This is a genomic window from Shewanella inventionis (assembly GCF_019931735.1).
GTDB lineage: Bacteria > Pseudomonadota > Gammaproteobacteria > Enterobacterales > Shewanellaceae > Shewanella > Shewanella inventionis.
The window spans coordinates 3,931,322-3,955,000 of sequence record NZ_CP082926.1 but is presented as its reverse complement, the minus strand read 5'-3'; the positions used below and the strand labels follow the sequence as shown (position 1 = coordinate 3,955,000).

The following is a 23,679-nucleotide window of genomic DNA, read 5'->3' as shown; positions in this document are numbered from 1 at the left end:
CAGCATTCAACGGTGCTCCAATTAGAACGCCAAACTAAGGTTGAAATTAAGTGGAAATTGAAAAAGCCTACAGATTCAAATTAGAACCAACGTCAGAGCAAGCTAAAAAACTGGCTCAAATGGCGGGATGCGGGCGTGTGGTTTTCAATGATAGCCTTGATTATGTGCTTAACATTATTAAAAAATCAGTGGCAATCACGGACAAAAAAGCAATTTATGAACACCTAAATGATTTATCTTATCAAGATCGCAAGTTGCTTAAAAAATCTTTTCCTAATTCTGCTTTTCTAAACAAACAACTAACATCATGGAAAAAACTTAATCATCGGGCATGGTTGGACGATGCATTTACGGATTGCTTACAGCAACGTCAGCGTGATTTTGTAAAAGCACTGGATGAATGGTCAAAAGGCAAGCGAGGATTTCCAGTGTTTCGCACGCGCAAGCTATCGCACCATTCAACAATGCGATTCCCAGCGCCCAAAAAGCAAATCAATATCCAAAATAAACATATCAAATTACCTAACGGCTTAGGCCTGGTTCGTTACCACAATAGCCAACCTGTAATTGGTGAATTGCGTAATGCTACCGTATCGCTAAATGCAGTTGGTGAGTGGCATATTTCTATCATGTGCTTGGTTGAGATTAAGCTATCAACGCACGTACCAGGTGAAATGACAGGCATTGATATGGGTATCGCCAAAAACATGACCTTATCCACTGATTGTTGTGGTAACGAGGGTGTTTTTGATGGCGTCCATTCTTTTAAGTCCTATCAAGATAAGTTAGCTATCGAACAGCGTAAGTTATCGAGAAAGACTTTAGGCTCCGAGAACTGGAAGAAACAAAAACTCAAAGTAAGCAGGCTGCATCAACGCATTACCAATATTCGCAACGACTACCAACATAAAGCGACATCTGAAATCTGCAAGAACCACGCAATGATTATCTGTGAAGCTTTAAAAGTTGCGAATATGAGTAAATCAGCGAAAGGTGACAGCGAAAATCACGGCAAGAATGTCGCGGCTAAATCAGGGCTTAATAAATCCATTTTAGATCAAGGCTGGCATGAATTACGTCGCCAACTTGAATATAAAATGCGATGGAAAGGCGGGATTTACGGTGAAGTAAATCCTAGAAATACTAGCCGTGAATGTGCTTGCTGTGGTCATACAGAAAAGAATAACCGAAAAACTCAGGCAGAATTTATCTGTCTGTCATGCGGTCATTCAGATAATGCGGATAAAAACGCTGCTAAAGTGGTCCTAAATCGCTATTTACGCGAATTAGAGCAAGCGGCATAAGTAATTAATCAGGTTCGGGCAGAGCCGTAGCGTCTGTGAAGTGAATTGCATTAGCGATCAGCAGCAGAAAGTAGATGATAAAGTAATTTATTATCGCCTGTATTCAGGAATCCCCGTCATTCATGGCGGGGAGCATGTCAACTGCCTTTCATAAATTTCTGGTAGGTCTGATACCAGTTAACAGCACTGTTGCGGATTATCTGGCTAGGACAAGCTGACAGCCAAGGCGTTAGCTCTTTTGATTTGAATTGCGATGCTTTCTGATCAACAGGAGCATACGTGCCAATCGGATGATATTTTCGCGCAAAAGTGCGGTAATACTTTTCTTCATCAACCTTGGCATTCCAAATTAATCGAGCGCAACCCATCCACTGACTTAAGATCAACTTTTGATTAGATGTTGGGTTCGCCCGTAATTTGATACCGGTTAGCATACTTACCTTTCACTGTAATTATGTACAGTGTCATGATGATGAAATGAATAGTAAAGTCAACATCGCTCGACTTGACTCGCAGCTAAAGCAAGCGAGATTGCATCGAGCACTCGTTCAAGAACCTCTGGGGCCTTTAATGTTTGATAGTCTTCTTGAGTAAAAAGATATTTTTATTGAAAATCCAGTTTGCTCATCCACTTTTTACATTCTAAATTCAGTAGTAGTGACTTTGCCTAGTAATTCGTTACTCACAGTTTTGAACAGTTTCGTCAACGTATTTCGCAAGTAGACTTGAAATTTATCCTGAGCCAGGGTTCTAGCAAATACATCTGTTGGTAAGAAACGTTTCATTTCTGCAATAAACGCTTCACTAGACACAATATCAGGAAGTCGTTCGAGAAAGTTTTCCAACATTTTGTCGAATTGCTCAAGTTTATAATCTGACACCTTGTTTTTCACTAAGTCCATATTGAGTGTCGCGCCTTGCTGCTGTAACCACGCTAAATCCCATATATCTCGATGACGGACATATCTCGTAGTGGCAGGTAAAGAAATGATCTTATCCGCCATGACTTCATCCAAGCTCTCCGTCAAAATTAACGTATCACTATATCCATCAGGCAAAAAATCATAGTTTATTTGAAGAGGTTGAGGTTCTTTCGTATAGGCTGGAATATTTGCCACTTCTACTTTAATCTTCTGTTTTGGTAGGTCTTTTCTCTCAGGAGAAGTCACGACTGCTATTTGCCACTTATCAATGCTCAATTCCGCATATTTAGGATCTTGCTTTAGCTCCTTTGGCTCTTTTACCGTCACTTCAAGCCCGTACCGCTCGCCAATGTACTTTTCTATACAATATTTCATGTCTGCTAACATTGCTGAGCTGAAATCTTTCCCGCCAGCAAAGTCCAGATCTTCGCTAAAACGATTGCCCCCATAACACAGTCGTAACGAAGTGCCACCTTGAAAGGTCAGTTTGTCTAGAAGCCCACCTTTCTCTAACGCAAATAAAATGTAGTAATGTAAGAGCTCTTTCTCTATCACAGATCGCATGTGAGATACATGTTCAACCTGCATTGCTTTATTCACCAATTGCGCGAAATTTTCTTGATTAATTCCCATATAGTCCTTCCTTGCTTACTAAATGTGTATTTCGGCCAACTCGTTTTAAGTCTCTGTATGCAGTTTGTTTCGTCGCTAACCTAAGTGGTCTACCAACTAAACGGGTATTATCTAGAATGTCCATCGGGTCTCGTTTCGTATGCGTAAATTCAATTGTACCTAAAGGTGTTTTGAATTCACCGGAACGTCCAGTTGTCATAACAGTTAACCGATCTACTGGAATTTGCGAAATAACACCAAAATCAGAAAGTGCAGATTCCAAACTAATGTAGTTATATTCTCCACGTCGAATAGTTTTAGCAATTTGCTCCAACGTATTGCTCCCTTTCGACTGCGCTAAATTGTATAAGTACACACCATTAATGATTCGAGTGAGTAAGCCATCGTCTTGCAAACGTTTAATTCCCGCCCGCAATGCACGCTCATTATCTTGATGAAAGATTTTGGCCAGATCTGAACTAGTAAAAACACAGCGGCCACGCTTGTCATATTCTATGAGCTTTTTAATTGCCTCAGCCTTTTTCACAATACCCCTCTAGTTGTCACAAATGACACTTAAACATGTCATAATTGTAGATTTAATCTTGGCATGGTGCAAGTCTACAATTATGACACTAAAAAGTGTCATAATTGTAGATTTGATTCCAGAGCTATTACTAAATAGACTTAGTCAGTTTATTTTGTGTTTAACGGAATTAGCGAAATTCTCCAACCGTAGTTAAGGAGCGTTTGGTGGGAGATGGATAGCGTACATAGCAAAGCTATGTTGGCCTGTCTTGGTTTTGTATCAGAACCATGCTTCAACGGGTGATGGTGTGGTCCTGATGAAGCGGGATCACACCGAGCGAATGTGACTAAAGACTCGATCCTTAAAAACGAGGTATTTTGTAAGCTATTCTAATACTGTCCATTGGCCACCTGTTTACAGCAAGTGAGCGCGTTATGTTTTATCTATAATAATATATCGCTATACCTTTGTTGATGTGCAATAACTAATCGTTCTTGTGTTCTTTTGGTGAGAGTGATATGTTTTTATATATAATTTTTCTTTAGTGATACATTAAGATATATTGAAATGAACTATGTAACAGAGCAGATATTAGGGAGCCTTCGAGACGCTCGGATACGTAAGGGGTTTAGCCAAAGAGAGCTGAGCGCTCGTTCGGGTGTACCGCAAAGCCATATATCGAAAATTGAGTCTGGTGACGTTGATTTAAGAATGTCCAGTTTGATCGCACTTGCCCGCGTACTCGACCTAGAGTTATTTGTCGCACCTAGAAAGACTGTTCCTGCAATTAAGTCGATCATTCGAAGTAGTAACGCGACTCATAATAACGGTCTTAGTGATGAAAGTGAGCCAATGTCGCCAGCATACCAGTTAGAGGAATACGACGATGACTAATAATGTCTCTACGTTAAACGTTTTGCTCTATGGTGAACCCATCGCAACGATCACTAATGTGGGCAATGACAGAACGCTATTTGCCTTTATGGATCCATACATTAATGATGGTTCACGGCCCGTGTTAGGGCTTGGTTTTAAAGATCCGCTAGGTGGCTTACTGACCCATTTCAAACCGACCCAAACCAAGTTAACCCCGTTTTTCTCTAATCTTTTGCCAGAAGAAACCATGCGCCATTACCTTGCAGAGCGTGCCGGTGTGAACCCTGCGCGGGAATTTTTTCTACTGTGGGTGCTAGGGCAGGATTTAGCCGGTGCGATCACAGTTGAAGCGGCCGATGGTGAAGCGCTGCCACCTAATGTGCATCAAGACATTGAAGATGATACGAAAGTTGAAGCGCCAATGCGTTTTTCATTGGCGGGTGTGCAGTTGAAGTTTTCAGCCTTACAACAAGTAAACGGCGGTTTGACCATTCCTGCTACGGGTAAAGGTGGCTCTTGGATTGTGAAATTGCCGTCGTCTCGATTTGAGGCTGTGCCAGAAAATGAATATTCGATGATGGAATTGGCTCGAATGTTGGGAATGGAGGTGCCAGAGACTCAGCTACTTTCTATTGACCAGATTGCCAATATTCCTGAAGGCGTCGGCAAATATGGCAATTCTTTTAAAAATGCTCAGGCCTTTGCGATAAAACGCTTTGACCGTGTTGATGGTCAAGCTGTACATATTGAGGACTTTGCACAAGTTTTTGGTGTCTATCCTCAAGATAAATACAAAAAAGCCAGTATGCGGAATATTGCTCAGGTTATTGGTATCGAAGGTCAAGATGAGGACATCGCAGAATTTACGCGTAGGTTAGTGTTCAATACGTTAATTGGCAATGCCGATATGCATTTGAAGAATTGGTCTGTGATTTATAAAGACAAACGCACCGCATCGATTGCACCTGCTTATGACTTTGTCTCAACCATTCCCTATATCCCTGATGATAGTGCGTCGCTCAAGGTTAGCCGTAGCAAAAAATTCAGCGATTTCACGTTGGATGAGTTATCACACTTAGCCGCTAAGGCCATGCTGCCAGAAAAATTGGTGTTAGATACCGCCAAGCAAACCGTAACAGGCTTTCATGAGGTATGGGCGAGAGAAAAAGCGCATTTACCACTTACCAAGTCGATGATTGAAGCAATCGAGAGACACCTACTAAGCATACCGCTACGCTTCTAGGTGTGAGGGCGTGACTTCGTCACTGCTAGACTCTCGACCCTCTGGCGAGCCTGCGAGTTTCTAGATATTAAGAATAGGGCGCTACGCTGCTAGGGCGGTGACAATTACTGTGCCCTGTACGTGGTTGTTACATCCATTTAGTCGCAAAAATCTAGCGTGAAGGTTGATGAAACGATATCATTATTGTTAATACATTTAATTAAATAAACATAAGTTTCACTTGGGTACTCTGCATGACATTAATGACCATTATCGATGACACAGCTCTTCATCAATCCAAAAAAAAGTCGCAAAAACTTGAAAAATTGTGGCAAGACGTCGAAAAAAAACAAACGCGTAATCAACGCTATCAAGCTAAGTTAGATGATTTTTATGAAGAGTTTAAACCGCTCATTGAGTCAAAAGAACACGTTGTTTGCAAAGCGACCGCAACGTGGATCCGGCATTTGTTGACGTTTGTGCCACGTAAAACGATTAAAGGTAACCAAAGGGAAACGCTTTATCATTGGATTCAAGAGGAATTAACCATACTTGAGGCAAATCCGTTTAATCCAATTAGTACGACTGAGCTGCGTGAGCATTTTACGTCATTATTGATTGATTATCAGTCGAGCATGCCAAAGCTAGATGTTAGTGTTGATGAACTTGAGGCGCTTCGAGAAGATCTGTTTGCCATGTTTGGTCAGTACTTGCCATTAAGCGACGAAGAGCTAATTGATATGATTCATCAACCTGAACGTTTTCAAGCGTATATGCAAGACATGATGAGCCAAGATATTCATTCTGATTCAGAAAATGAATATGAAGATGATTTTGAGTGGGATGGACCTGATTGGGACATGAATGATGACTTTTCATTTGGAAATGATGAGTCTGAATTACCGATGGACTCATCATTATTTGAAGATAGGGCAATGACGAAATTGTATCGACAACTCGCCAATCAACTTCATCCTGATAAAGAGCAAGATCCAGAGAAAAAAGCCTTAAAGAAAGACTTAATGCAGCTGCTTTCGCAGGCTAAAAAAGATAAAGATGCGCTCTCATTACTGATGATGGCACAAGAACATCTACCCGAATATAAACTCACCGCAGATGATGACATGCTAAAGCGAATTGAGGGCGCATTGCATTCAAAAATTGCATTACTGAATCAAGAGCATCAATTTATGCAGCATGGTAACGACATTAAATCAGAAATTTGGCGTCGTTTTGGTGGTGGATCTAAGGCATCGCGTGCAAAAACGTTGGAACAATATGGTGCATTGTTGATTGTTGAATCTGAAGCGTTATACGCTAAGATTAATAGTCTGACTACGGTACAGGCTTTACGTAAACAGTTAAGTCAACGGGCCCATCAGCGACAGTTGAACGATATGATGGGTTTTGAGATGTTTGAAGATTTTCTGGATTAGATTTTGCTGGTCGAGATGCCATTGCTGGCGTTATCAGTGTTTGGCATGCTCACTTGATCTATTGTGAGCTTACGGCAGCGTAGCTCAACTTATTTCAATTAACCTGATTTAATCATTGTAACTAAATCAACCCGGTCACAATGATGCCAGATAAACTCCTTAACACCCTCGCTAACTTTGAACAGTGGCGAAGCAATAAACCTTCTCGAGGTAGTGCAATCCCTGAAAATTTGCGCCAGCAAGCGATCGCCCTTTTACCGCATTATTCAAAAACAACCATTGTTAAAAAGTTGCGTATTAGTCATGAGCAATTCAATACTTGGCTTACCGCCAACTCATCAAGTGATGTATCCAATCACTTTATTTCACTACCCAATGCAACGCCGATAACCGAGTCGCTTTCTATCTCCCTGAAGTTCAACAATGGCAATTCTTTAGCCGTATCTGGCGAAGTCAGCGAAACACGGTTTGCTCAGTTAATTGAGGCCATAAAATCATGATCCATTTAACCCGTCATAGCGACATTTTGATTGCTACCCAGCCCGCTGATTTTCGTCAAGGCATTGATGGGTTAGCTACGCTGTGTAAACAACGCCTTCATTGTGAGCCTCGCTCTGGTACCTTGTTTGTTTTTATTAATCGTAACAAAACCATGGTGCGCGCACTCGCTTATGAAAATAACGGTTTTTGGTTGATGACAAAGCGTTTATCTAAGGGCAAGTTCTCTGGCTGGCCAACCATTAATAGTGCCATGACGTCCGTGGACGCCAAACATTTACGGCAATTGCTCAGCGGGAATTACCACCCATTATAAATAACCGCTTGATTTCATTTTAAATGGGATCATACTCCATCCTCTTTTTTATTCCCGCAGGCAAAAGGCTTATTGTGGCAAAACCTTTTAACGATATCGATGCACAATCTCTCGATGATTTAATCAAGCGAGTGATTGAAGCCAAAGAAAATAATCTTGCGCTTAGCGCTGATGATTATCAGTTATTGCTTGATGCGTTACTGACATTAACAACAACACAAAACAAGCTAGCTGACCACGGTATCACCGTGCATAAATTACGTAAGTTACTTGGGATTGAAAAATCATCAGAAAAACAAAGCGACCTGTGTAAAGCACAGAAAAAAACCAGCAAGAAAAGTAAAAAACTAAAAACACAGGATGAAGACTTTACACAGGTCAAACCGGTTATCATCAAACATGCGTTAAACGAAGTAAATAAAGGGGATAGCTGCCCAGAATGTTTGAAAGGTAAGGTCTATAAAGTCGAGCCTGGCAGTTTGTTGCGCATTACAGGGCAAACGCCTTTTACCCCAGAGCAACATATTATGGAGCGCTTGCGTTGCAATGCGTGTGGTGCCTATTTCACGGCAAACCTGCCCGATGAAGTATTACATGACGGTAATAGTCATCAAAAATATGGTTACTCTGCGCGTGCGTTAATGGCGATTTATAAATACTTTGCAGGGCTACCTTTTTATCGTCAAGGCAACATCCAAAAGCTATTGGGCGTCAACATCACTGCGTCGACGGTGTTTGACCAAGTAGAGCTTGTCTGTGATGCGATTTATCCTGTTTACCAGCACTTGTTTGAGTTGGCTGGCGATGCTAAGCACTATTACTTAGATGACACCACCCACCGTATTCTTGACGCCAAGCCAGTTGAAAAGAAAGTACGTAATAGCGAGAAAACACGCTTGCGCTCAGGTGTTTATACATCAGGAGTGATTGCCAGCTTAAAAACGGGCCATGATATTGTGTTATTTGAAACCAATATTGGGCACGCAGGTGAGTTTATCGACCGCATACTCTACAAACGACAAGTCACTGTCGCACCGATATTAATGAGTGATGCGCTCGCCAGTAATCAGCCAAGTACTTGCGAGGTTGAAACATCACTTTGTAATAGCCATGCAAGGCGCCAGTTTGTCGATGTCATTAATCATTTCCCCGAAGAGGTTGAAAATATACTCACACTCTATGGTGAAGTTTGGCGCAATGAACAGACAACCATTGAACGTGAACTCACCGCACGCGAGCGACTTGAGTACCATCAGCAACATTCATTACCCATACTTGAAGCGATTAAAAGTTGGGGTGAAAAGCACTTTACTAATGAAAGCATTGAAAAAAATAGCGGTCTAGGCAAAGCTATCCGTTATTTTTTAAAACACTATGACGGGCTGAGTTTATTTTGCCATCACGAAGGGGTAAAAATAGATAATAACCGCATAGAATCGATGTTAAAAATAGTGGTGCGAGATAGAAAAAATGCGATGTTTCGTAAAAGCTTACTCGGTGCGAACATTGGCGATGTTATCACGTCGATGATAGCAACAGGCAATGAAGCAGGCATCAATGTATTTGATTACTTTACGCGACTGCAACGAGATGCGGATGATGCAAAAAAGCATCCTGAAAAATACCTACCTTGGAATTATCTCGACCAATACCAATAATAAACCGCTCATAATCAAGCAATGCTTGGGCCAGTGGCCTAAGTATTGCCGTGCCTGAAATTTAAGAAACCAGATTTTTTGCTTTATTACTTATGTCACGCCATGCTGCCGTAAGCTCACGATCTATTACTATGAGGTCTTAATCCAAACCACTTTAGACCTAGTTAAAGGGTCTATAGTGTTCAAGGTTGTTATCCCAGCCCCTCGCTTTTCATTAATGTGCCATCGAGGCGTGACGCATTGGCCACATAAGGTGCGTAGACATCAAACAGTAATCGCGTGTCGCTGTGCCCAAGCTGTTAAGGGTTCTAAATGAACCGCCCTCGGCAACATGCTCCTGCGTTGCTCTACCTCCTGAATCCATTCAGTCGTGTGCGGAGCCGCATGCAGGGTGGTGTGGGGGCTGGAGGCTAGATACCTCCGGCTACCCGATTATGTACGTGCGCTTTGTTCCAGCGAAACAAACAACGGTTTTACAAACTTTGCTTCTTCTTGATAAAGATTTCTCGTATCCCAAAGATCAACTGCATGTTGAATGTTAAGCCAAAATTCTGGTGTGTTGCCTAATGCCGCTGCTAACTTGATTGCTACCGGAGCTGTTAACACACCACCATTAATCAAATTACTCACCGTATTTCTGTGTACGCCCATCGCTTCAGCGAGCGCTTTTGATGTGATGCCCATAGGTTCAAGAAATTCAACTTTTAACATTTCCCCAACGCTAACTGGACGACGTTTTGTCTTACGCATAGTCGTTACCTCAATACTGATGTGGGTCTAAGTAAGTATTTAGTGCAACACCATCAACCCACTGAAAAATCAAACGATACTGTTTGTTCACTCGAATTGAACACCAACCTTTAAGATTTCCTTCAAGATGTTCAAAACGATTACCCGGTGGAATTCTTAAGTCTGATTCAGCTTGAGCTGCATCTAAGATTTCTAGCTTCCGAAATAGAGCATTCTCTATGCTACTTGGAATTAAACGATGTCGTTTATCATCCTCGTAAAACTGCTCTAACCACTTATCTTTAAATTCTAATGCCATTGCAACTTGCACTGTCTCATTGTGCATCCATAGACAAAGACTAACGCATAATGACACTGTGCACAAGTTTGATTTGTAGGAAGGATTTCAGAAAAGTACATAACGACTAGCTCACCGGCAAAATAAAGCGGAGCGAGGAACGAACGCAGCTTATTTTGTCCGAGTGCAGCGCCTTGTGTACGCCCAGCATGGGCATGAACTAATGAGGTGAAAGTCCTCTGTAGGAAGGTCACCGTTACTCTTTCTAAAAGAGAATAACATACTATTATTAAACGTTAACTACTAGCGAATGGCAAGGGCTTAATCGCAAGGTATGGTCTGGAGGAAGCCGCTAGCCTTTTTATTGATAAAGAATGCGAGCTGATGAACAAGAACATCATATGAGGCGTAGGCTAGAGGTGAGTTGGCAGGGCCTCCCCCACGAAGTAAGGGGACAAGACGACGAAACCACGTGATCTAATGGCCACCGTAAATGATGCAGCAGTGCAAAGAAAGTTCATGTTCCTTCTCTACCAATAAAGAGTGGGGAGATCTGTTTAACACGCGATCGGTCATTAACCAGTAAGGCTCTGGTCTATAAGTGCCTTGGCTTTTCAACTTCATCGACTGAAAAGAGCGAACCAGATGGAAACCGGTAGCGCATGACGGGGTAACTTGGCATGTGATTTAGCAGAAGTCAGCAGACGGCATACGACTGCATGGATGCAGGAGGTAGAGTAACGCAGGAGCAGTTGCCGAGTAGCCCAACGCCCATCGTAATGGTTGGGATATGGTGAAGGCCTGAACATTTAGAAGAAGGATGAGTCTTGTCAAACTTCTCGATACCCACTACGTCGCCAGACGATTACTATCAGCAGCGTATTGATATGCAACCGGCCTTCAACAACGATTTATTCCAACAACTGCTCGAACCTGAAAATCTACACCGAGCTTGGCGTCAAGTTAAAGCCAATAAAGGCGCGGCGGGCATCGATGGCATGACCATCGAAGCCTTCCCGCTCTGGATGCAACAAGGCGGCTGGCAACAGTGTAAATCTCAATTAGAGCGAGGTGAATACCAACCCTCAGCGGTCAGGCGGGTGGAGATCGACAAACCTGATGGCGGTAAACGCAAATTGGGGATCCCGAACGTCATTGACCGTGTGAAGCCCTGCTTATGACTTTGTTTCAACCATTCCCTATATCCCTGATGATAGTGCGTCGCTCAAGGTTAGCCGTAGCAAAAAATTCAGCGATTTCACGTTGGATGAGTTGTCACACTTAGCCGCTAAGGCCATGCTGCCAAAAAAATTGGTGTTAGATACTGCCAAGCAAACCGTAACAGGCTTTCATGAGATTTGGGCGAGAGAAAAAGCGCATTTACCACTTACCAAGTCGATGATTGAAGCAATCGAGAGACACTTACTAAGCATACCGCTACGCTAAAATGAGAACAGACGTACGCATGCATAGGTGTCTGTCATATTAGGTTGAAGATTATGTTTAGTGATTTGTTTGTCAATCATTGCCGCCGGTTGATAAGTTAGCAAGAAATTACGCCAGCATGGTATCACTGGCGTTTGCCGTTAACGTGATGCAGCAGAAACTTGGCGAAGAGTCCCTGCTTGCTTAGCCGCTTCACGTGCAGCGATAAGGCGACGAATACCATCTGCTTTACGTTGAGCTGTTGTCGAACTATTTTTTAAAGACATAATTGTCTCCTTCTGGGCCAAATGCACACCATCTACCAAAGATTAACTACTTTGCGAACTTTATGGCAAGTCGGTTGTAGTAAGACCTCTTAATTTATTGACCATTACAGTCTCAACTTTAAGTGTCCGATGGAATTAGACCAGAACAGACAGGGAGGGCATTCTATCTATCTTCTTCGTGACTTGTCGCTTGTTTTGCCTTGAAAGAGTTAAAGGTGACGATGTGGTAAATCCCCATGAATAACCCACCGATGATAACGATGCCAATTGAGATAAACGGCATCCAATAGCTGAGTGTACTGCTCATGAGTTTGCCCTTCTTTATATCATGCTAAGTAATAAGATAATGTTAGCATATTGTCGATTGTTTTTTGAACTGTAATATGGTATCTAATCACTGAAAGACATTGATAATAACTTAAGTGTCTAGCAAACCACACCAAATAAACCCGCTCAAATCTAGCGCTTAACTTGATAACGAGCGAGTAGCCCCGTCACCTGTGGCGGGGAAAGCGAGTTCAGTGAGGTCTGTTTTGTTGTTCTATGTATTGGCGCAAAACCTCGATAGGAGCACCACCTACCGATCCAACAAAGTAACTTGGAGACCAAAGGGCATTTTTACGCCATGCAACCTGATTTAACTCTGGGAAGCGCCTTTTCATTTCACGGCTTGTTATTCCCTTTAGTGCGTTCGTTAATTTAGATAATGACGTTGCCGGGTGATAATCAATCAGTAAGTGTACGTGATCTGATTCACCATTAAATTCTGATAATGTTGCTTGATGATTTTTGCAAATATCGCCCATCATCTCTTTTAGCTTATCTAGATGCTCACTGGTGAAAACCTTTCCCCTGTATTTTGTGATAAATATCAAATGAGCGTGGAGCATGTAAACAACATGCCTGCCTTTTCTTAATTCCATAAATAGACCTTGACTGAGTTTATTGTTTAACTATATATTAAACATATCATTTACTCAAATAGACCATGTAAAATCAGCATTCAACGGTGCTCCAATTAGAACGCCAAACTAAGGTTGAAATTAAGTGGAAATTGAAAAAGCCTACAGATTCAAATTAGAACCAACGTCAGAGCAAGCTAAAAAACTGGCTCAAATGGCGGGATGCGGGCGTGTGGTTTTCAATGATAGCCTTGATTATGTGCTTAACATTATTAAAAAATCAGTGGCAATCACGGACAAAAAAGCAATTTATGAGCACCTAAATGATTTATCTTATCAAGATCGCAAGTTGCTTAAAAAATCTTTTCCTAATTCTGCTTTTCTAAACAAACAACTAACATCATGGAAAAAACTTAATCATCGGGCATGGTTGGATGATGCGTTTACGGATTGTTTACAGCAACGTCAGCGTGATTTTGTAAAAGCACTGGATGAATGGTCAAAAGGTAAGCGAGGATTTCCAGTGTTTCGCACGCGCAAACTATCGCACCATTCAACAATGCGGTTCCCAGCGCCCAAAAAGCAAATCAATATCCAAAATAAACATATCAAATTACCTAACGGCTTAGGCCTGGTTCGTTACCACAATAGCCAACCTGTAATTGGTGAATTGCGTAATGCTACCGTATCGCTAAATGCAGTTGGTGAGTGGCATATTTCTATCATGTGCTTGGTTGAGATTGAGCTATCAACGCACGTACCCGGTGAAATGACAGGCATTGATATGGGTATCGCCAAAAACATGACCTTATCCACTGATTGTTGTGGTAACGAGGGTGTTTTTGATGGCGTCCATTCTTTTAAGTCCTATCAAGATAAGTTAGCTATCGAACAGCGTAAGTTATCGAGAAAGACTTTAGGCTCCGAGAACTGGAAGAAACAAAAACTCAAAGTAAGCAGGCTGCATCAACGCATTACCAATATTCGCAACGACTACCAACATAAAGCGACATCTGAAATCTGCAAGAACCACGCAATGATTATCTGTGAAGCTTTAAAAGTTGCGAATATGAGTAAATCAGCGAAAGGTGACAGCGAAAATCACGGCAAGAATGTCGCGGCTAAATCAGGGCTTAATAAATCCATTTTAGATCAAGGCTGGCATGAATTACGTCGCCAACTTGAATATAAAATGCGATGGAAAGGCGGGATTTACGGTGAAGTAAATCCTAGAAATACTAGCCGTGAATGTGCTTGCTGTGGTCATACAGAAAAGAATAACCGAAAAACTCAGGCAGAATTTATCTGTCTGTCATGCGGTCATTCAGATAATGCGGATAAAAACGCTGCTAAAGTGGTCCTAAATCGCTATTTACGCGAATTAGAGCAAGCGGCATAAGTAATTAATCAGGTTCGGGCAGAGCCGTAGCGTCTGTGAAGTGAATTGCATTAGCGATCAGCAGCAGAAAGTCGATGATAAAGTAATTTATTATCGCCTGTATTCAGGGATCCCCGTCATTCATGGCGGGGAGCATGTCAAAAATAGGTTTATGCTGCTGATGATCATGCTATCACGATAATTTCTTGTCGTTACTACTATAATTAGTTGTATTGTGCCGACGATGAACGATGGTGAGTTTGAAGCATTCAATGTTTAGGTTTGTTACGAAGACGGTGTATGTATAGAATTTGAAGCAGTAGCACCATGGTTTTCTTCGTTAGGCTGGGCAGCAACTGGTAATACTTCTGGAGGAACGGATACTTAATGCGGTGTCAGAAGTGGTAGTTATGTGTTTTTGCTTGTTAACTATTTGATTTGATTTAATTGATAGTTAGGTCTACCTTACTTTAAAGAATATTGTTTCTTTAATAAAGCCTTACTATTAAAGTATAAACAGTAATAAGTCTATTTTTTGATTTATGAAAGCTAAAAACTCTTATTTATAAAAGGCTAGTTCAAACCATAACTTTTTATCCCAAACAGTAAGAAGCCATGAACAAGAATACGGTAAGCCAAGAGGTTAATGAGTTAGTTTTAGATGCTACCAATGTTGGTGTCTGGGATTGGCGTGTTGAAAATGGTGGTCTTGTTTGTAATGAACGTTGGGCTGAGATTATAGGCTATAGCTTATCGGAGTTAATGCCTGTTGATTACCAAACTTGGCTAGATGTATTACATCCTGATGATTTACCTAAGGCAATTAAGAATTATGATTACCACTGTCAAGGCCAAAGTGAACTTTGTGAATTAGAAGTTCGTTTGAAACACAAAAGTGGTCATTATGTTTGGGTATTGTCTACAGGCAAAGCTATTTCATGGGATGTTGACGGCAAACCTACACGAATGATTGGTATGCACCAAGAAATTACCTTTCGTAAGAAGCAGGAAGAACTACTTGCAACGACAACTGAGTTATTGAGAGAATCTCAAGAAATAGGCAAGCTAGGTGGTTGGCAACTCAACTTGCACAACAATAACTTAATTTGGACAGATGAAACTTACCGAATTTATGAAACAACCCCGCAAGAATATATTCCTAACGTTGACATCGTAGTAAGTTATTTATTACCCGACTCCCAAAAATTATTATCAGAAGCACTTGATGCTGCTATTCAATTTGGTGAAGAGTATGATTTAGAGCTTGAGACTTATACCACAAAAGGACGCAAAATCGACGTTAGAACGACCTGTAATGTCACTTATGTCGATGGTGTTGTTGAAAAGTTAAGTGGTATATTTCAAGATATTACCGATGCAAAAAAGAATCAACGTAAACTTGAAAAACGCAATCAGGAATTAAAAGAGTTAAATGAGAAGTTAAAGTTTGCAGCAAATTATGATCAGCTTACACATTTGCCGAACAGAAATTTGTTAGCTGATCGAATGCAGCAAGCGATTATCAAAGCGCAGCGGAATAATAAGCAAATAGCTATAGCTTTCTTAGACTTGGATGGTTTTAAAGAGGTAAATGACGCCTATGGTCATGATATAGGGGATGAGTTGCTTTGCCTCGTAGCCAATCGGTTTAAAACCGTAATACGAGAAGACGATACACTTGCCAGATTTGGCGGAGATGAGTTTGTTTTGATTCTTGATGATTTAAACACTCAGCATCAAGCCAGAGAAGTATTACAGCGAATACTTTCCTCAACCACAGAAAAATTTATTATCGAAAATACGCGGCTTTCTATAACCGTGAGTATTGGAGTGACCTTTTTCCCGCAGGACAATAGTTATGCAGACATACTTATTCGTCATGCTGATCAAGCAATGTATAAGGCTAAAGAGCTAGGGAGAAATTGCATTCATGAATTTGACTTTGAAAATGATGTAGCGATAAAACTACAATATCGAGAGCTAGAATACATAGCCCAAGGATTTAGTAATAATGAGTTTTTGTTATTCTATCAACCCAAAATCAATATGGAAACTAATGAAATTGTTGGTTTAGAGGCCTTAATCCGTTGGCAACATCCGGCAGAAGGTCTTTTGCCACCATTTCGCTTTTTGCCGTTCATTGAAGAGGAACCTCTAGCAATTGAGTTAGGTAAATGGGTAATTGACCAGGCAATAAAGCAGCATAACGAATGGCGTGATTTGGGTTTAGTTATACCCATTAGTGTGAATGTTAGTCCATTACAACTTCAACATGAAGATTTCATTGAACAATTAAAAGAAGTCTTATTTCTCAACAATAGTTTTCAAGCAGGTCAGCTTGAATTTGAAATTCTTGAATCCAGTATTATCAAAGATACTCAACACATCGCTGAGGTTATTGATCAATGCAAACAATTAGGGATACGCTTTTCGTTAGATGACTTTGGAACGGGGTATTCATCGTTAAGTTATTTGAGGAAGCTAATGACCGATTCGATAAAAATAGATCAATCCTTTGTTATTGACATGTTAGATGATATGGATGATCAAGCCATTGTAAAAAGTGTCATTGAATTATCGAAGACTTTCGGTCGAACTGTAATCGCTGAGGGAGTCGAAACCAAAGAGCATGGTCGACAATTACTCAAGATGGGATGTCAATTAGCACAAGGTTTCGGAATAGCAAGGCCTATGCCAGCTAGCTCAGTTCCTGAGTGGATCCATTTATGGAAAACATCTTCACCTTGGATTGCCTAGTCGGAGAGTTAACTAAATCGACCACAGGTCCCACCTGTTTGTGTATGAACAGCAATGCCCAGATAAAAATGACTACCTAGTCGTAAAGAAAAAAAAATGCCGCTCACCTTAAGTGAACGGCATTAGGCATAGTTGTATTTATGTTACTTTAAACACTCCTATTTGACCTTTAATATTCTGGGCTAATAATGTGAGTTCAGTGGCCCCTTTCACTGCTTTTGTTGCACGTTCATCACTGTCAGATGCAAGTGAAGAAATAGTATGAAGACTATTAGAAACCTCATCTGCCACTGTACTTTGTTGTTTTGTTGCTGTTGCGATGCTTGAAGAGAACATCGCCATTTCAGCGATGTTAGCGTTAATTTGACTCAATTGATTGTTAGCGGCATCTCCCTGTACAACTGAAGATAAACCTAACTCTTGGCACTCTTTCATTTGTGACGTAGTGATTTCAACTTGTTTTTGCAACTTATTAATAGTCGAACTGATGATACTGATAGATTCTTGAGTACGTTTGGCTAACGATCTCACTTCGTCAGCCACCACGGCAAAACCACGTCCTTGTTCTCCTGCTCGGGCCGCTTCAATTGCGGCGTTTAAGGCTAATAGATTTGTTTGTTCAGCAATACTATTAATCACTTCGGTTACTTTACTGATTGCCACACTCTCATGATTTACTCCCTCAATGTTCTGTTGAGTTTGTGTGAGTTGCTCACTCAGCGATTGCATTGCAGTGACTACCTGTGTCAATTGTTGGTGCCCATCGTTAGAAGCGTTATCAATTTCTTGTGCTTGTAATGCTCCTTGCCCAGAATTTTCTGCCACATTTTTAATGGAGGCCGACATTTCTTCAATCGCTGTAGCAATGTGTTCGGTTTGAAGAAGTAAAGATTTTGCTTCATCCCCATTAATAGAAGCCACTTGCAAACTGTTTTGGGCTTGATCCTCCAAAATCACTACAGATTGTTGCAATGAGTTGATCAGTGAGCACAGATTTGAAGCCATATTACTGATGCTCATTGTGATTTGGTCTACTTCATTTTCACTATCAGGATCACTTAATTCAAAGTGTTGTGATAAGTCACCTTGCCCTAATGTGGCAATTTTTGACTTAAGTTTTTGTAAAGGATTAATGGTGCTCTTGATTACGGTGAATAACAGGGCTGAGATTAAAATGATCCCGATAACAGCTATGAGCAAGTTAAGCTTCAGAATATCCATACTTTCATCATGTAATTCCGCTTCAGGCACTAAGCCTGTCATGGTCCAATTCCAACCTAAGATAGGAATGGAGTAAGCAAAAATATTTTTGCCATTAGGAGATGTATAATAAAGAGGCTCTCGATGACTTAAGACTTTTTCAATTGGCAGTCCATAAAATAATGATGGATCAAAGACGGTGTCATTGTGGATATTTTTGTGAACGATAATGTGATTGTCAGAGTTACGGATAATTGCGTAGTAGCCTGATTCTTCGAGTGTTTGTTGTTTTATGGCTTGTTGAACGTGAGCCACTGACTCAGTAATATCAAAACCAGTAAATAGAATCGCTATAACCTGACCATTCTCGCTTTTAAGTGGTCGATAGATCGTCATGTAATCTTTGCCAAATAATTTTGCATAACCTTGGTAATCTTCACCCTTTATGAGTCGTTGATATCCTGGATGCCCAGTGCCTAAATTAGTCCCTGTTGCACGTTCACCATCAGCTTTTCTTAATGAGGTTGAAATGCGAGTAAAATCATCTTGGTTGCGTACAAAAATAGTTGCAACACCGCCAGTCAGTTCAGTGTATTTATCAACATTGGTGTTAGATGTGTTAATTTGCTCTGTACCATGCATTAATGATGGGGCAGTAATGTTCGCTATTGAAACCGTTGAGCCATCAAGGTAGAGTCTTTCGGGATACAGTGTTCGGAAAATGTCTGCACTACGTTCAGCTAATGTTAACATGCTGTCATATTGTAATTTAATCAGCTCTGCATTGCTTTGCATTTGAGCACTTATTGCACTTATAGCCTTGTCATTCAACGTTGTTGATGCGGTTTTATAGGAGAAATATGACATTAGGCCAAAAATTAAAATCGAGCAAAGTAAAGCGAGCGACCCGATCTGTTTCGAAATTGGCCAATTCTTATAGCTCATATAATATTATCCCTATTATTGTAAACTGAATACTTTTCAGACAGCATGACGATAAATTTTTCTTAGCAAACATATTGAATATTTAGTTACGCCTAAGCCTTTAGGTTGTTAATGCTATACAGTAAAATTATTCGAAAGGTTTTTTTAATTTTTATCATAAACTTATGCTCTCACAAGTTCTCATACCAAAGATAACACCTTTGTGGATTGGGTATCGTCAAAAATATCTACTGCCAATAGAGGTTTGAAATCGTCTCTAATGGTGATATTTCTTAACCCAAATGCATGTTAAATCAATTGCCTTTGTATATGATTATGCAAGTAAATGATAGTCAAGTTGAGCTGGCACGCTTCGACTTGTCAGAAGATGCTTCTGTTGAAACCGCAATGATCTTCGGTGAACTATACCTACACGGTACAGAATGGAAATTCAAAGCCGTTGGTCAAGGCTTCGCTGGTGGCCTCCACGCACTAGCTACAGCCCACGGAGTTAACTTGTCGTAATTATCAGTAAACGAAAAGGGCATCAATGATGCCCTTTTTTATTAGCAAGTATGGGTTAATGAAATGGCTCGAAGCAAAAAAGCAGATATTGAATCGTTAAGACAAGCATTAGTCATAATTGGCGTTTTAATTTTCTTACCATTTATGTTTTTTTCATTTTTTCATTATAAAAAACTTAAAAAAATGTACCTTAGCAACAGCAATGCGCAACGAGTATTTGATAGTGGGTTGCTGATGAAATGTATCGTTTACAGTGCGGGTATGATTGCCTCAACGCTAATACTAATGTTTTACGTCACGACCAGAGTGCCGCCAGACTTCATCAATTATGCTCTTGCAGTCAATGGCATTATTTTGGTTCTCGGCATTTACGCCATCTACAAAATGGCTCAAAGGGTTGCTGTACGTTACTTAGGTGTCATTTTCAATAACGATACAAAAATGATGATCATCCCACTTGATCTTGCGAATGCAAGTGCAAGCGAAAATCTTCGCTTTCAATTTCTAAGACGAATGGGAGAGTGTGAAGAAATACCTGTTAAGTTAATCACCAATATCACTCGGGAAAAAGGGGTCAACTTTTATATTCACGGTGCATTTGGTTCACGTCAAATAAATTTTACCAATAAGCAAAAGCGTGATGAGTGCTTAATGGCTTTGCAAGCTAGAACTAAAGTCAGCCGAGGCGGTGATTTTGGATATTAATAAGAGTCGAGTTAGGGGGGAATATGGAACTTATTTCAGGTCAAAACATTAGCTTAAATGGTAGCGAACTTGTCATCGATATTTGCTATCAGCCCGGCGTAAACTTTGCTGGTGAAGTGGATACCTCAGCCTTCTTGTTGACGAACCAAGACAAAGTGAGAAGTGATAGTGACTTCATTTTTTATAATCAGCCAGAATCAACCAATGGGGCGGTTGTTTATAGCAAGACACCTACAGGTGGCCGCTATGTTCTTAGCACTGACAAGGTCGAATCCACTGTAGATAAAATTGCTTTGACCATGGTAGTGGATGGAAGCAGTACGGTCGGGCATCTTGCCAGTCTTAGCTTAAAGGTGGATGGACAGGCTAGTTTCAATGTGCCATTGGACAATCGCAGCGAGAAAGCATTAATCGTCGGGCAGATTTACCGGCATAATGGCGCATGGAAGTTTAAAGCGCTTGGAATGGGGTTTAATGGCGGCCTTGCGGCATTAGCGACAAACTATGGTGTCGATGTGGATGATGAATCTGCACCTACCCCTACCCCCATTCTAGAGGCGTCCAAGCCGCCTACGGGGGTAAGCCTGGAGAAAAAGCTACAGGAGCAGGCGCCGCATCTTATCAGCCTAGCCAAACCAGTGAGTATTAGTTTGGCTAAGCACAAACTAGAGCATGTTAAGGCTAAGGTCGCCTTCGTTCTCGACGCATCTGGTTCTATGACTCAGCAATTCAAGCAAGGTAATGTTCAAGCTGTTTTAGAGCGAATTACTGTCTTGGCAACACAGTTTGATGATGATGGACAGATGGAAGTTTGGGGATTTGGTGAACGCCACAAAAAATACCCTGATGTGTCGCTAAGTAACATTAAAGGTTATATCTCTGGCATCCAAAACTCGGGTAAACGTGGGCTATTCGAATTATTGCCGACGCTTGGTGGGGTAAATAATGAGCCACCTGTAATGGCTGATGTTATTAAGCACTTCAAAAACAGCCTTGAACCGGTGTTTGTTGTTTTCATTACCGATGGTGGCATCACGAAGGCAAGAGCTATAAAAGATGCAATCCGCGAGTCGGCCAATTACCCAATTTTCTGGAAGTTTGTAGGTCTTGGTGGGCACAATTATGGGATATTAGAAGAACTAGACGATTTCACTGATCGCCTTCTTGATAACACTGACTTTTTCCCTATTGATAACTTCAAAACAGTACCGGACAATGTGCTTTATGACAAGCTGTTGATTGAGTTCTCAGGCTGGCTTGCTGAGGCCAAGCGTAAATCGATAATCAGGTAATTAAACCCTTGCACTAAAGCTGAATAGCATTAATACACTATTCAGCTTAAATAACATAGCCTTACCGACGCTTAATGACCTCGTTGCATCAGTAATAATGTTCCGCCAAAACACTGAACACAAATATGCACCATAAAGTCATTGTATTCCCCCACTAACTCGAAAAATTTAAAATCTAGCTAGTTTTTTCGATAGAACACCAGTCGTGCCGTTTTGCGGTTATCTCGTACGTTCAGATTCTTTCCCTGGAATATAACTCTTTTAAAGCTTCTAACTCTCTCTGATAAAACGTAAGCGTCCGGGCAACTACACCTATCTTTTAAAATTCCATGGTAACAGGCTGTCTATATCCGGTGTTGGTTGGCACAGTTCATTAAGACAAGCCATGATGTAATCAAATGGCACTAAGCCATTAACCTTTGCGGTTTCCACAATGCTGTAAAGCGTGGCACTGGCATGAGCCCCATTAGCTGTCTGACTAAATAACCAATTTTTTCGGCCAATCACAAACGGTTTTACAGCTCGCTCAGCACGATTATTATCAATACTCAGTCTGCCATCATCAACATAACGAATGAGTTTGTGCCATTGATTAGCCAGGTCATTAGCTGCCTCTATCAGTTTGGTATTACCCACTAAATTCGGTTGGTTTTGCTCAAGCCATGCTTTTAGCTTGTCCAGTATAGGCACACTGACTGCTTGTCTTGTCGTGTATATATCATCCGCACTTTTATCTTTAACGCGTGACTCAACGCCGTACAGTTTTTGGATAAGGCTCAATACCACATCCGCTTTGCCGGTTTTATTTTTCCCTTGTAGCTTTTTCGCGTCGATAAATTTACGACGAGCATGCGCCCAGCAGCCAGTTAAGGTTGCCTGTGTTTTTTCATAAGCTTGATAACCATCTACGTGCAAGTAACCTTGATATCCATCAAGATAATTGACCACGCAGGCGGCCGCCCGACTATTGTGAAAATCGTAAAGCACGATATTGGGGGTAGGATGGTTTGGCTCAGGTGAATCTCGACCTGAGCAATACACCCACATGTAGCTGTTCACCTTATCGGATTTCACCACTTTCAGTGGCGTTTCATCGGCAAACAACGTGGGCTGCTTTAACAGCTCGGCTTTAAGCCGTTCCACCAGTGGTGCAAACAGTGTGGCGGATTTGTCTATCCAGCTGCTCATGGTCTGGCGACTGAGCTCAATACCGTATTGCTTGAACATCGCTTCCTGGCGATAAAGCGGTAACCCATATTGGTATTTACTGGTGATAAGCTGACTGAGCAAACTGCTCGTCGCGATACCTTTATTAATCGGCATCGCAGGCATTGGTGCTTGTTTTATCGGTGTATGAGTCGAGGATTTATCACAGTGACGGCACGCGTATTTAGGCCGAATGTGCTCAATGACTTTTATTTGCGCTGGGATAAACTCAAGCTTTTCTGACTTATCTTCACCCATTTTATGTAGCTCACCGCCACAGCAATCACAGGTTTTATCTTCAATGTCGTGGATAACTTGCTCACGGGGTAAGTCTTTTGGCAGTGGCTTACGCACCGGTTTTTTGCGGGTATAGCTAATGGATTGTTGCTCAGCCTCAACGGCTTCAACAATCTCTTCTACTTCATTGAATAACTCGCCTTGCCCTGCAAAGCCTTCAGCACTTTTGCCAAATTGTTTTTGTTGGGCCAGGCGCCAGCGTTCTTCTAGCGCAGCGATTTGCGCATCTTTTTGTAAAGATAATTGCCGCTCATTTTCGAGCAGTTTTTCCAGTTCAGCAATGCGCTGTTGAAGGGCGAGTACATTTTTCATGACGCCTATTTTAAGGCGTAACCAGCGGGTTTCCAGTGCTAAATGAACATCCTTTGATGATCATCAAT

Annotated in this window: 23 protein-coding genes; 13 read left to right on the top strand and 10 right to left on the bottom strand. The window is 41.2% G+C overall.

The window, feature by feature from the left end:
- Positions 1 to 50: 50 nt before the first annotated feature.
- On the top strand, positions 51 to 1,304 hold the full coding sequence (locus K8B83_RS17620) for an RNA-guided endonuclease InsQ/TnpB family protein (RefSeq protein ID WP_223418516.1): 1,254 nt from the start codon (positions 51 to 53) through the stop codon (positions 1,302 to 1,304).
- A gap of 137 nt (positions 1,305 to 1,441) precedes the next feature.
- Here the strand turns inward: K8B83_RS17620 and K8B83_RS17615 are convergent, their stop codons facing one another.
- The 3 genes from K8B83_RS17615 to abiEi form a co-directional block, all read right to left on the bottom strand.
- Complete coding sequence (locus tag K8B83_RS17615) at positions 1,442 to 1,738, bottom strand: helix-turn-helix domain-containing protein (protein WP_223418515.1); 297 nt, start codon at positions 1,736 to 1,738, stop codon at positions 1,442 to 1,444.
- Positions 1,739 to 1,939: 201 nt separating this feature from the next.
- Positions 1,940 to 2,860 carry a nucleotidyl transferase AbiEii/AbiGii toxin family protein gene (locus K8B83_RS17610; protein ID WP_223418513.1) on the bottom strand — a complete coding sequence of 307 codons (921 nt, stop codon included), beginning with the start codon at positions 2,858 to 2,860 and terminating at the stop codon, positions 1,940 to 1,942.
- On the bottom strand, positions 2,850 to 3,386 hold the full coding sequence (gene abiEi / locus K8B83_RS17605; protein ID WP_223418511.1) for a type IV toxin-antitoxin system AbiEi family antitoxin: 537 nt from the start codon (positions 3,384 to 3,386) through the stop codon (positions 2,850 to 2,852). The genes K8B83_RS17610 and abiEi overlap by 11 nt, the downstream gene beginning before the upstream one ends.
- 549 nt (positions 3,387 to 3,935) lie before the next feature.
- Here abiEi and K8B83_RS17600 point away from each other — a divergent pair.
- The 6 genes from K8B83_RS17600 (at position 3,936) to tnpC (K8B83_RS17575) (ending at position 9,374) form a co-directional block, all read left to right on the top strand.
- Positions 3,936 to 4,262, top strand: coding sequence for a helix-turn-helix domain-containing protein (locus K8B83_RS17600; RefSeq protein ID WP_223418510.1), 327 nt, complete (start codon positions 3,936 to 3,938; stop codon positions 4,260 to 4,262).
- Positions 4,255 to 5,487: a type II toxin-antitoxin system HipA family toxin gene (locus K8B83_RS17595; protein ID WP_188741206.1), complete on the top strand. Its 1,233-nt coding sequence runs from the start codon at positions 4,255 to 4,257 to the stop codon at positions 5,485 to 5,487. Before K8B83_RS17600 ends, K8B83_RS17595 begins: the two co-directional genes overlap by 8 nt.
- A 233-nt stretch (positions 5,488 to 5,720) precedes the next feature.
- A complete protein-coding gene (locus K8B83_RS17590; RefSeq protein ID WP_188926762.1) occupies positions 5,721 to 6,902 on the top strand; it encodes a J domain-containing protein in 1,182 nt (393 codons plus the stop codon).
- 140 nt (positions 6,903 to 7,042) lie between these two features.
- Positions 7,043 to 7,402 (top strand): hypothetical protein, encoded by a 360-nt coding sequence (locus K8B83_RS17585; protein ID WP_086904927.1) that lies wholly within the window; start codon positions 7,043 to 7,045, stop codon positions 7,400 to 7,402.
- The gene (gene tnpB, locus K8B83_RS17580; protein ID WP_086904928.1) at positions 7,399 to 7,716 is read left to right on the top strand and encodes an IS66 family insertion sequence element accessory protein TnpB; all 318 of its coding nucleotides are present in this window, start codon (positions 7,399 to 7,401) and stop codon (positions 7,714 to 7,716) included. The genes K8B83_RS17585 and tnpB overlap by 4 nt, the downstream gene beginning before the upstream one ends.
- Before the next feature lie 23 nt (positions 7,717 to 7,739).
- The gene (gene tnpC, locus K8B83_RS17575; protein ID WP_223418508.1) at positions 7,740 to 9,374 is read left to right on the top strand and encodes an IS66 family transposase; all 1,635 of its coding nucleotides are present in this window, start codon (positions 7,740 to 7,742) and stop codon (positions 9,372 to 9,374) included.
- A 432-nt stretch (positions 9,375 to 9,806) separates the two neighbouring features.
- Here tnpC (K8B83_RS17575) and K8B83_RS17570 read toward each other — a convergent pair whose 3' ends face one another.
- Both K8B83_RS17570 and K8B83_RS17565 read right to left on the bottom strand, forming a co-directional pair.
- Positions 9,807 to 10,124, bottom strand: a complete 318-nt coding sequence (locus K8B83_RS17570) for a HigA family addiction module antitoxin (protein ID WP_188741208.1) — start codon at positions 10,122 to 10,124, stop codon at positions 9,807 to 9,809.
- Positions 10,125 to 10,134: 10 nt separating this feature from the next.
- Positions 10,135 to 10,449, bottom strand: a complete 315-nt coding sequence (locus tag K8B83_RS17565) for a type II toxin-antitoxin system RelE/ParE family toxin (RefSeq protein ID WP_223418506.1) — start codon at positions 10,447 to 10,449, stop codon at positions 10,135 to 10,137.
- A gap of 779 nt (positions 10,450 to 11,228) precedes the next feature.
- On the opposite strand from K8B83_RS17565, the gene K8B83_RS17560 reads away from it, so the two are divergent.
- Positions 11,229 to 11,582, top strand: coding sequence for a hypothetical protein (locus K8B83_RS17560; protein WP_223418504.1), 354 nt, complete (start codon positions 11,229 to 11,231; stop codon positions 11,580 to 11,582).
- Positions 11,583 to 11,987: 405 nt separating this feature from the next.
- Here K8B83_RS17560 and K8B83_RS21655 read toward each other — a convergent pair whose 3' ends face one another.
- From K8B83_RS21655 to tnpA, 3 genes are all read right to left on the bottom strand, one after another.
- Positions 11,988 to 12,113, bottom strand: a complete 126-nt coding sequence (locus K8B83_RS21655) for a hypothetical protein (RefSeq protein ID WP_263180516.1) — start codon at positions 12,111 to 12,113, stop codon at positions 11,988 to 11,990.
- A 163-nt stretch (positions 12,114 to 12,276) separates the two neighbouring features.
- The gene (locus K8B83_RS17550) at positions 12,277 to 12,420 is read right to left on the bottom strand and encodes a hypothetical protein (RefSeq protein WP_223418502.1); all 144 of its coding nucleotides are present in this window, start codon (positions 12,418 to 12,420) and stop codon (positions 12,277 to 12,279) included.
- Positions 12,421 to 12,631: 211 nt separating this feature from the next.
- Entirely contained in the window at positions 12,632 to 13,036 is a 405-nt protein-coding gene (tnpA, locus tag K8B83_RS17545) for an IS200/IS605 family transposase (protein ID WP_223418500.1), read from the bottom strand.
- A gap of 124 nt (positions 13,037 to 13,160) precedes the next feature.
- Between tnpA and K8B83_RS17540 the strand changes: the two genes are divergently transcribed.
- Complete coding sequence (locus tag K8B83_RS17540) at positions 13,161 to 14,414, top strand: RNA-guided endonuclease InsQ/TnpB family protein (protein WP_223417375.1); 1,254 nt, start codon at positions 13,161 to 13,163, stop codon at positions 14,412 to 14,414.
- A gap of 594 nt (positions 14,415 to 15,008) precedes the next feature.
- Entirely contained in the window at positions 15,009 to 17,150 is a 2,142-nt protein-coding gene (locus K8B83_RS17535; RefSeq protein ID WP_223418498.1) for a sensor domain-containing protein, read from the top strand.
- A 138-nt stretch (positions 17,151 to 17,288) separates the two neighbouring features.
- Here K8B83_RS17535 and K8B83_RS17530 read toward each other — a convergent pair whose 3' ends face one another.
- Positions 17,289 to 19,295 carry a methyl-accepting chemotaxis protein gene (locus K8B83_RS17530; RefSeq protein WP_223418496.1) on the bottom strand — a complete coding sequence of 669 codons (2,007 nt, stop codon included), beginning with the start codon at positions 19,293 to 19,295 and terminating at the stop codon, positions 17,289 to 17,291.
- A 315-nt stretch (positions 19,296 to 19,610) separates the two neighbouring features.
- Here K8B83_RS17530 and K8B83_RS17525 point away from each other — a divergent pair, with 315 nt between their 5' ends.
- From K8B83_RS17525 to K8B83_RS17515, 3 genes are all read left to right on the top strand, one after another.
- Positions 19,611 to 19,799 carry a TerD family protein gene (locus K8B83_RS17525; protein WP_449618985.1) on the top strand — a complete coding sequence of 63 codons (189 nt, stop codon included), beginning with the start codon at positions 19,611 to 19,613 and terminating at the stop codon, positions 19,797 to 19,799.
- Positions 19,800 to 19,862: 63 nt separating this feature from the next.
- Positions 19,863 to 20,504 carry a P-loop NTPase family protein gene (locus tag K8B83_RS17520; RefSeq protein ID WP_223418494.1) on the top strand — a complete coding sequence of 214 codons (642 nt, stop codon included), beginning with the start codon at positions 19,863 to 19,865 and terminating at the stop codon, positions 20,502 to 20,504.
- 23 nt (positions 20,505 to 20,527) lie between these two features.
- Positions 20,528 to 21,796, top strand: a complete 1,269-nt coding sequence (locus K8B83_RS17515; RefSeq protein WP_223418492.1) for a vWA domain-containing protein — start codon at positions 20,528 to 20,530, stop codon at positions 21,794 to 21,796.
- A gap of 312 nt (positions 21,797 to 22,108) precedes the next feature.
- Here the strand turns inward: K8B83_RS17515 and tnpC (K8B83_RS17510) are convergent, their stop codons facing one another.
- A complete protein-coding gene (tnpC, locus tag K8B83_RS17510; RefSeq protein WP_223418490.1) occupies positions 22,109 to 23,611 on the bottom strand; it encodes an IS66 family transposase in 1,503 nt (500 codons plus the stop codon).
- Positions 23,612 to 23,679 lie beyond the last annotated feature (68 nt).

Bases quoted from the DNA above. Each gene is read 5' to 3' on its own strand.
- K8B83_RS17615 (WP_223418515.1), bottom strand. From the start codon at position 1,738: ATGCTAACCGGTATCAAATTACGGGCGAACCCAACATCTAATCAAAAG.
- K8B83_RS17610 (WP_223418513.1), bottom strand. From the start codon at position 2,860: ATGGGAATTAATCAAGAAAATTTCGCGCAATTGGTGAATAAAGCAATG.
- K8B83_RS17600 (WP_223418510.1), top strand. From the start codon at position 3,936: ATGAACTATGTAACAGAGCAGATATTAGGGAGCCTTCGAGACGCTCGG.
- K8B83_RS17595 (WP_188741206.1), top strand. From the start codon at position 4,255: ATGACTAATAATGTCTCTACGTTAAACGTTTTGCTCTATGGTGAACCC.
- K8B83_RS17590 (WP_188926762.1), top strand. From the start codon at position 5,721: ATGACATTAATGACCATTATCGATGACACAGCTCTTCATCAATCCAAA.
- K8B83_RS17585 (WP_086904927.1), top strand. From the start codon at position 7,043: ATGATGCCAGATAAACTCCTTAACACCCTCGCTAACTTTGAACAGTGG.
- tnpB (WP_086904928.1), top strand. From the start codon at position 7,399: ATGATCCATTTAACCCGTCATAGCGACATTTTGATTGCTACCCAGCCC.
- tnpC (WP_223418508.1), top strand. From the start codon at position 7,740: ATGGGATCATACTCCATCCTCTTTTTTATTCCCGCAGGCAAAAGGCTT.
- K8B83_RS17570 (WP_188741208.1), bottom strand. From the start codon at position 10,124: ATGCGTAAGACAAAACGTCGTCCAGTTAGCGTTGGGGAAATGTTAAAA.
- K8B83_RS17565 (WP_223418506.1), bottom strand. From the start codon at position 10,449: ATGCACAATGAGACAGTGCAAGTTGCAATGGCATTAGAATTTAAAGAT.
- K8B83_RS21655 (WP_263180516.1), bottom strand. From the start codon at position 12,113: ATGTCTTTAAAAAATAGTTCGACAACAGCTCAACGTAAAGCAGATGGT.
- K8B83_RS17550 (WP_223418502.1), bottom strand. From the start codon at position 12,420: ATGAGCAGTACACTCAGCTATTGGATGCCGTTTATCTCAATTGGCATC.
- tnpA (WP_223418500.1), bottom strand. From the start codon at position 13,036: ATGGAATTAAGAAAAGGCAGGCATGTTGTTTACATGCTCCACGCTCAT.
- K8B83_RS17535 (WP_223418498.1), top strand. From the start codon at position 15,009: ATGAACAAGAATACGGTAAGCCAAGAGGTTAATGAGTTAGTTTTAGAT.
- K8B83_RS17530 (WP_223418496.1), bottom strand. From the start codon at position 19,295: ATGAGCTATAAGAATTGGCCAATTTCGAAACAGATCGGGTCGCTCGCT.
- K8B83_RS17525 (WP_449618985.1), top strand. From the start codon at position 19,611: ATGCAAGTAAATGATAGTCAAGTTGAGCTGGCACGCTTCGACTTGTCA.
- K8B83_RS17520 (WP_223418494.1), top strand. From the start codon at position 19,863: ATGGCTCGAAGCAAAAAAGCAGATATTGAATCGTTAAGACAAGCATTA.
- K8B83_RS17515 (WP_223418492.1), top strand. From the start codon at position 20,528: ATGGAACTTATTTCAGGTCAAAACATTAGCTTAAATGGTAGCGAACTT.
- tnpC (WP_223418490.1), bottom strand. From the start codon at position 23,611: ATGAAAAATGTACTCGCCCTTCAACAGCGCATTGCTGAACTGGAAAAA.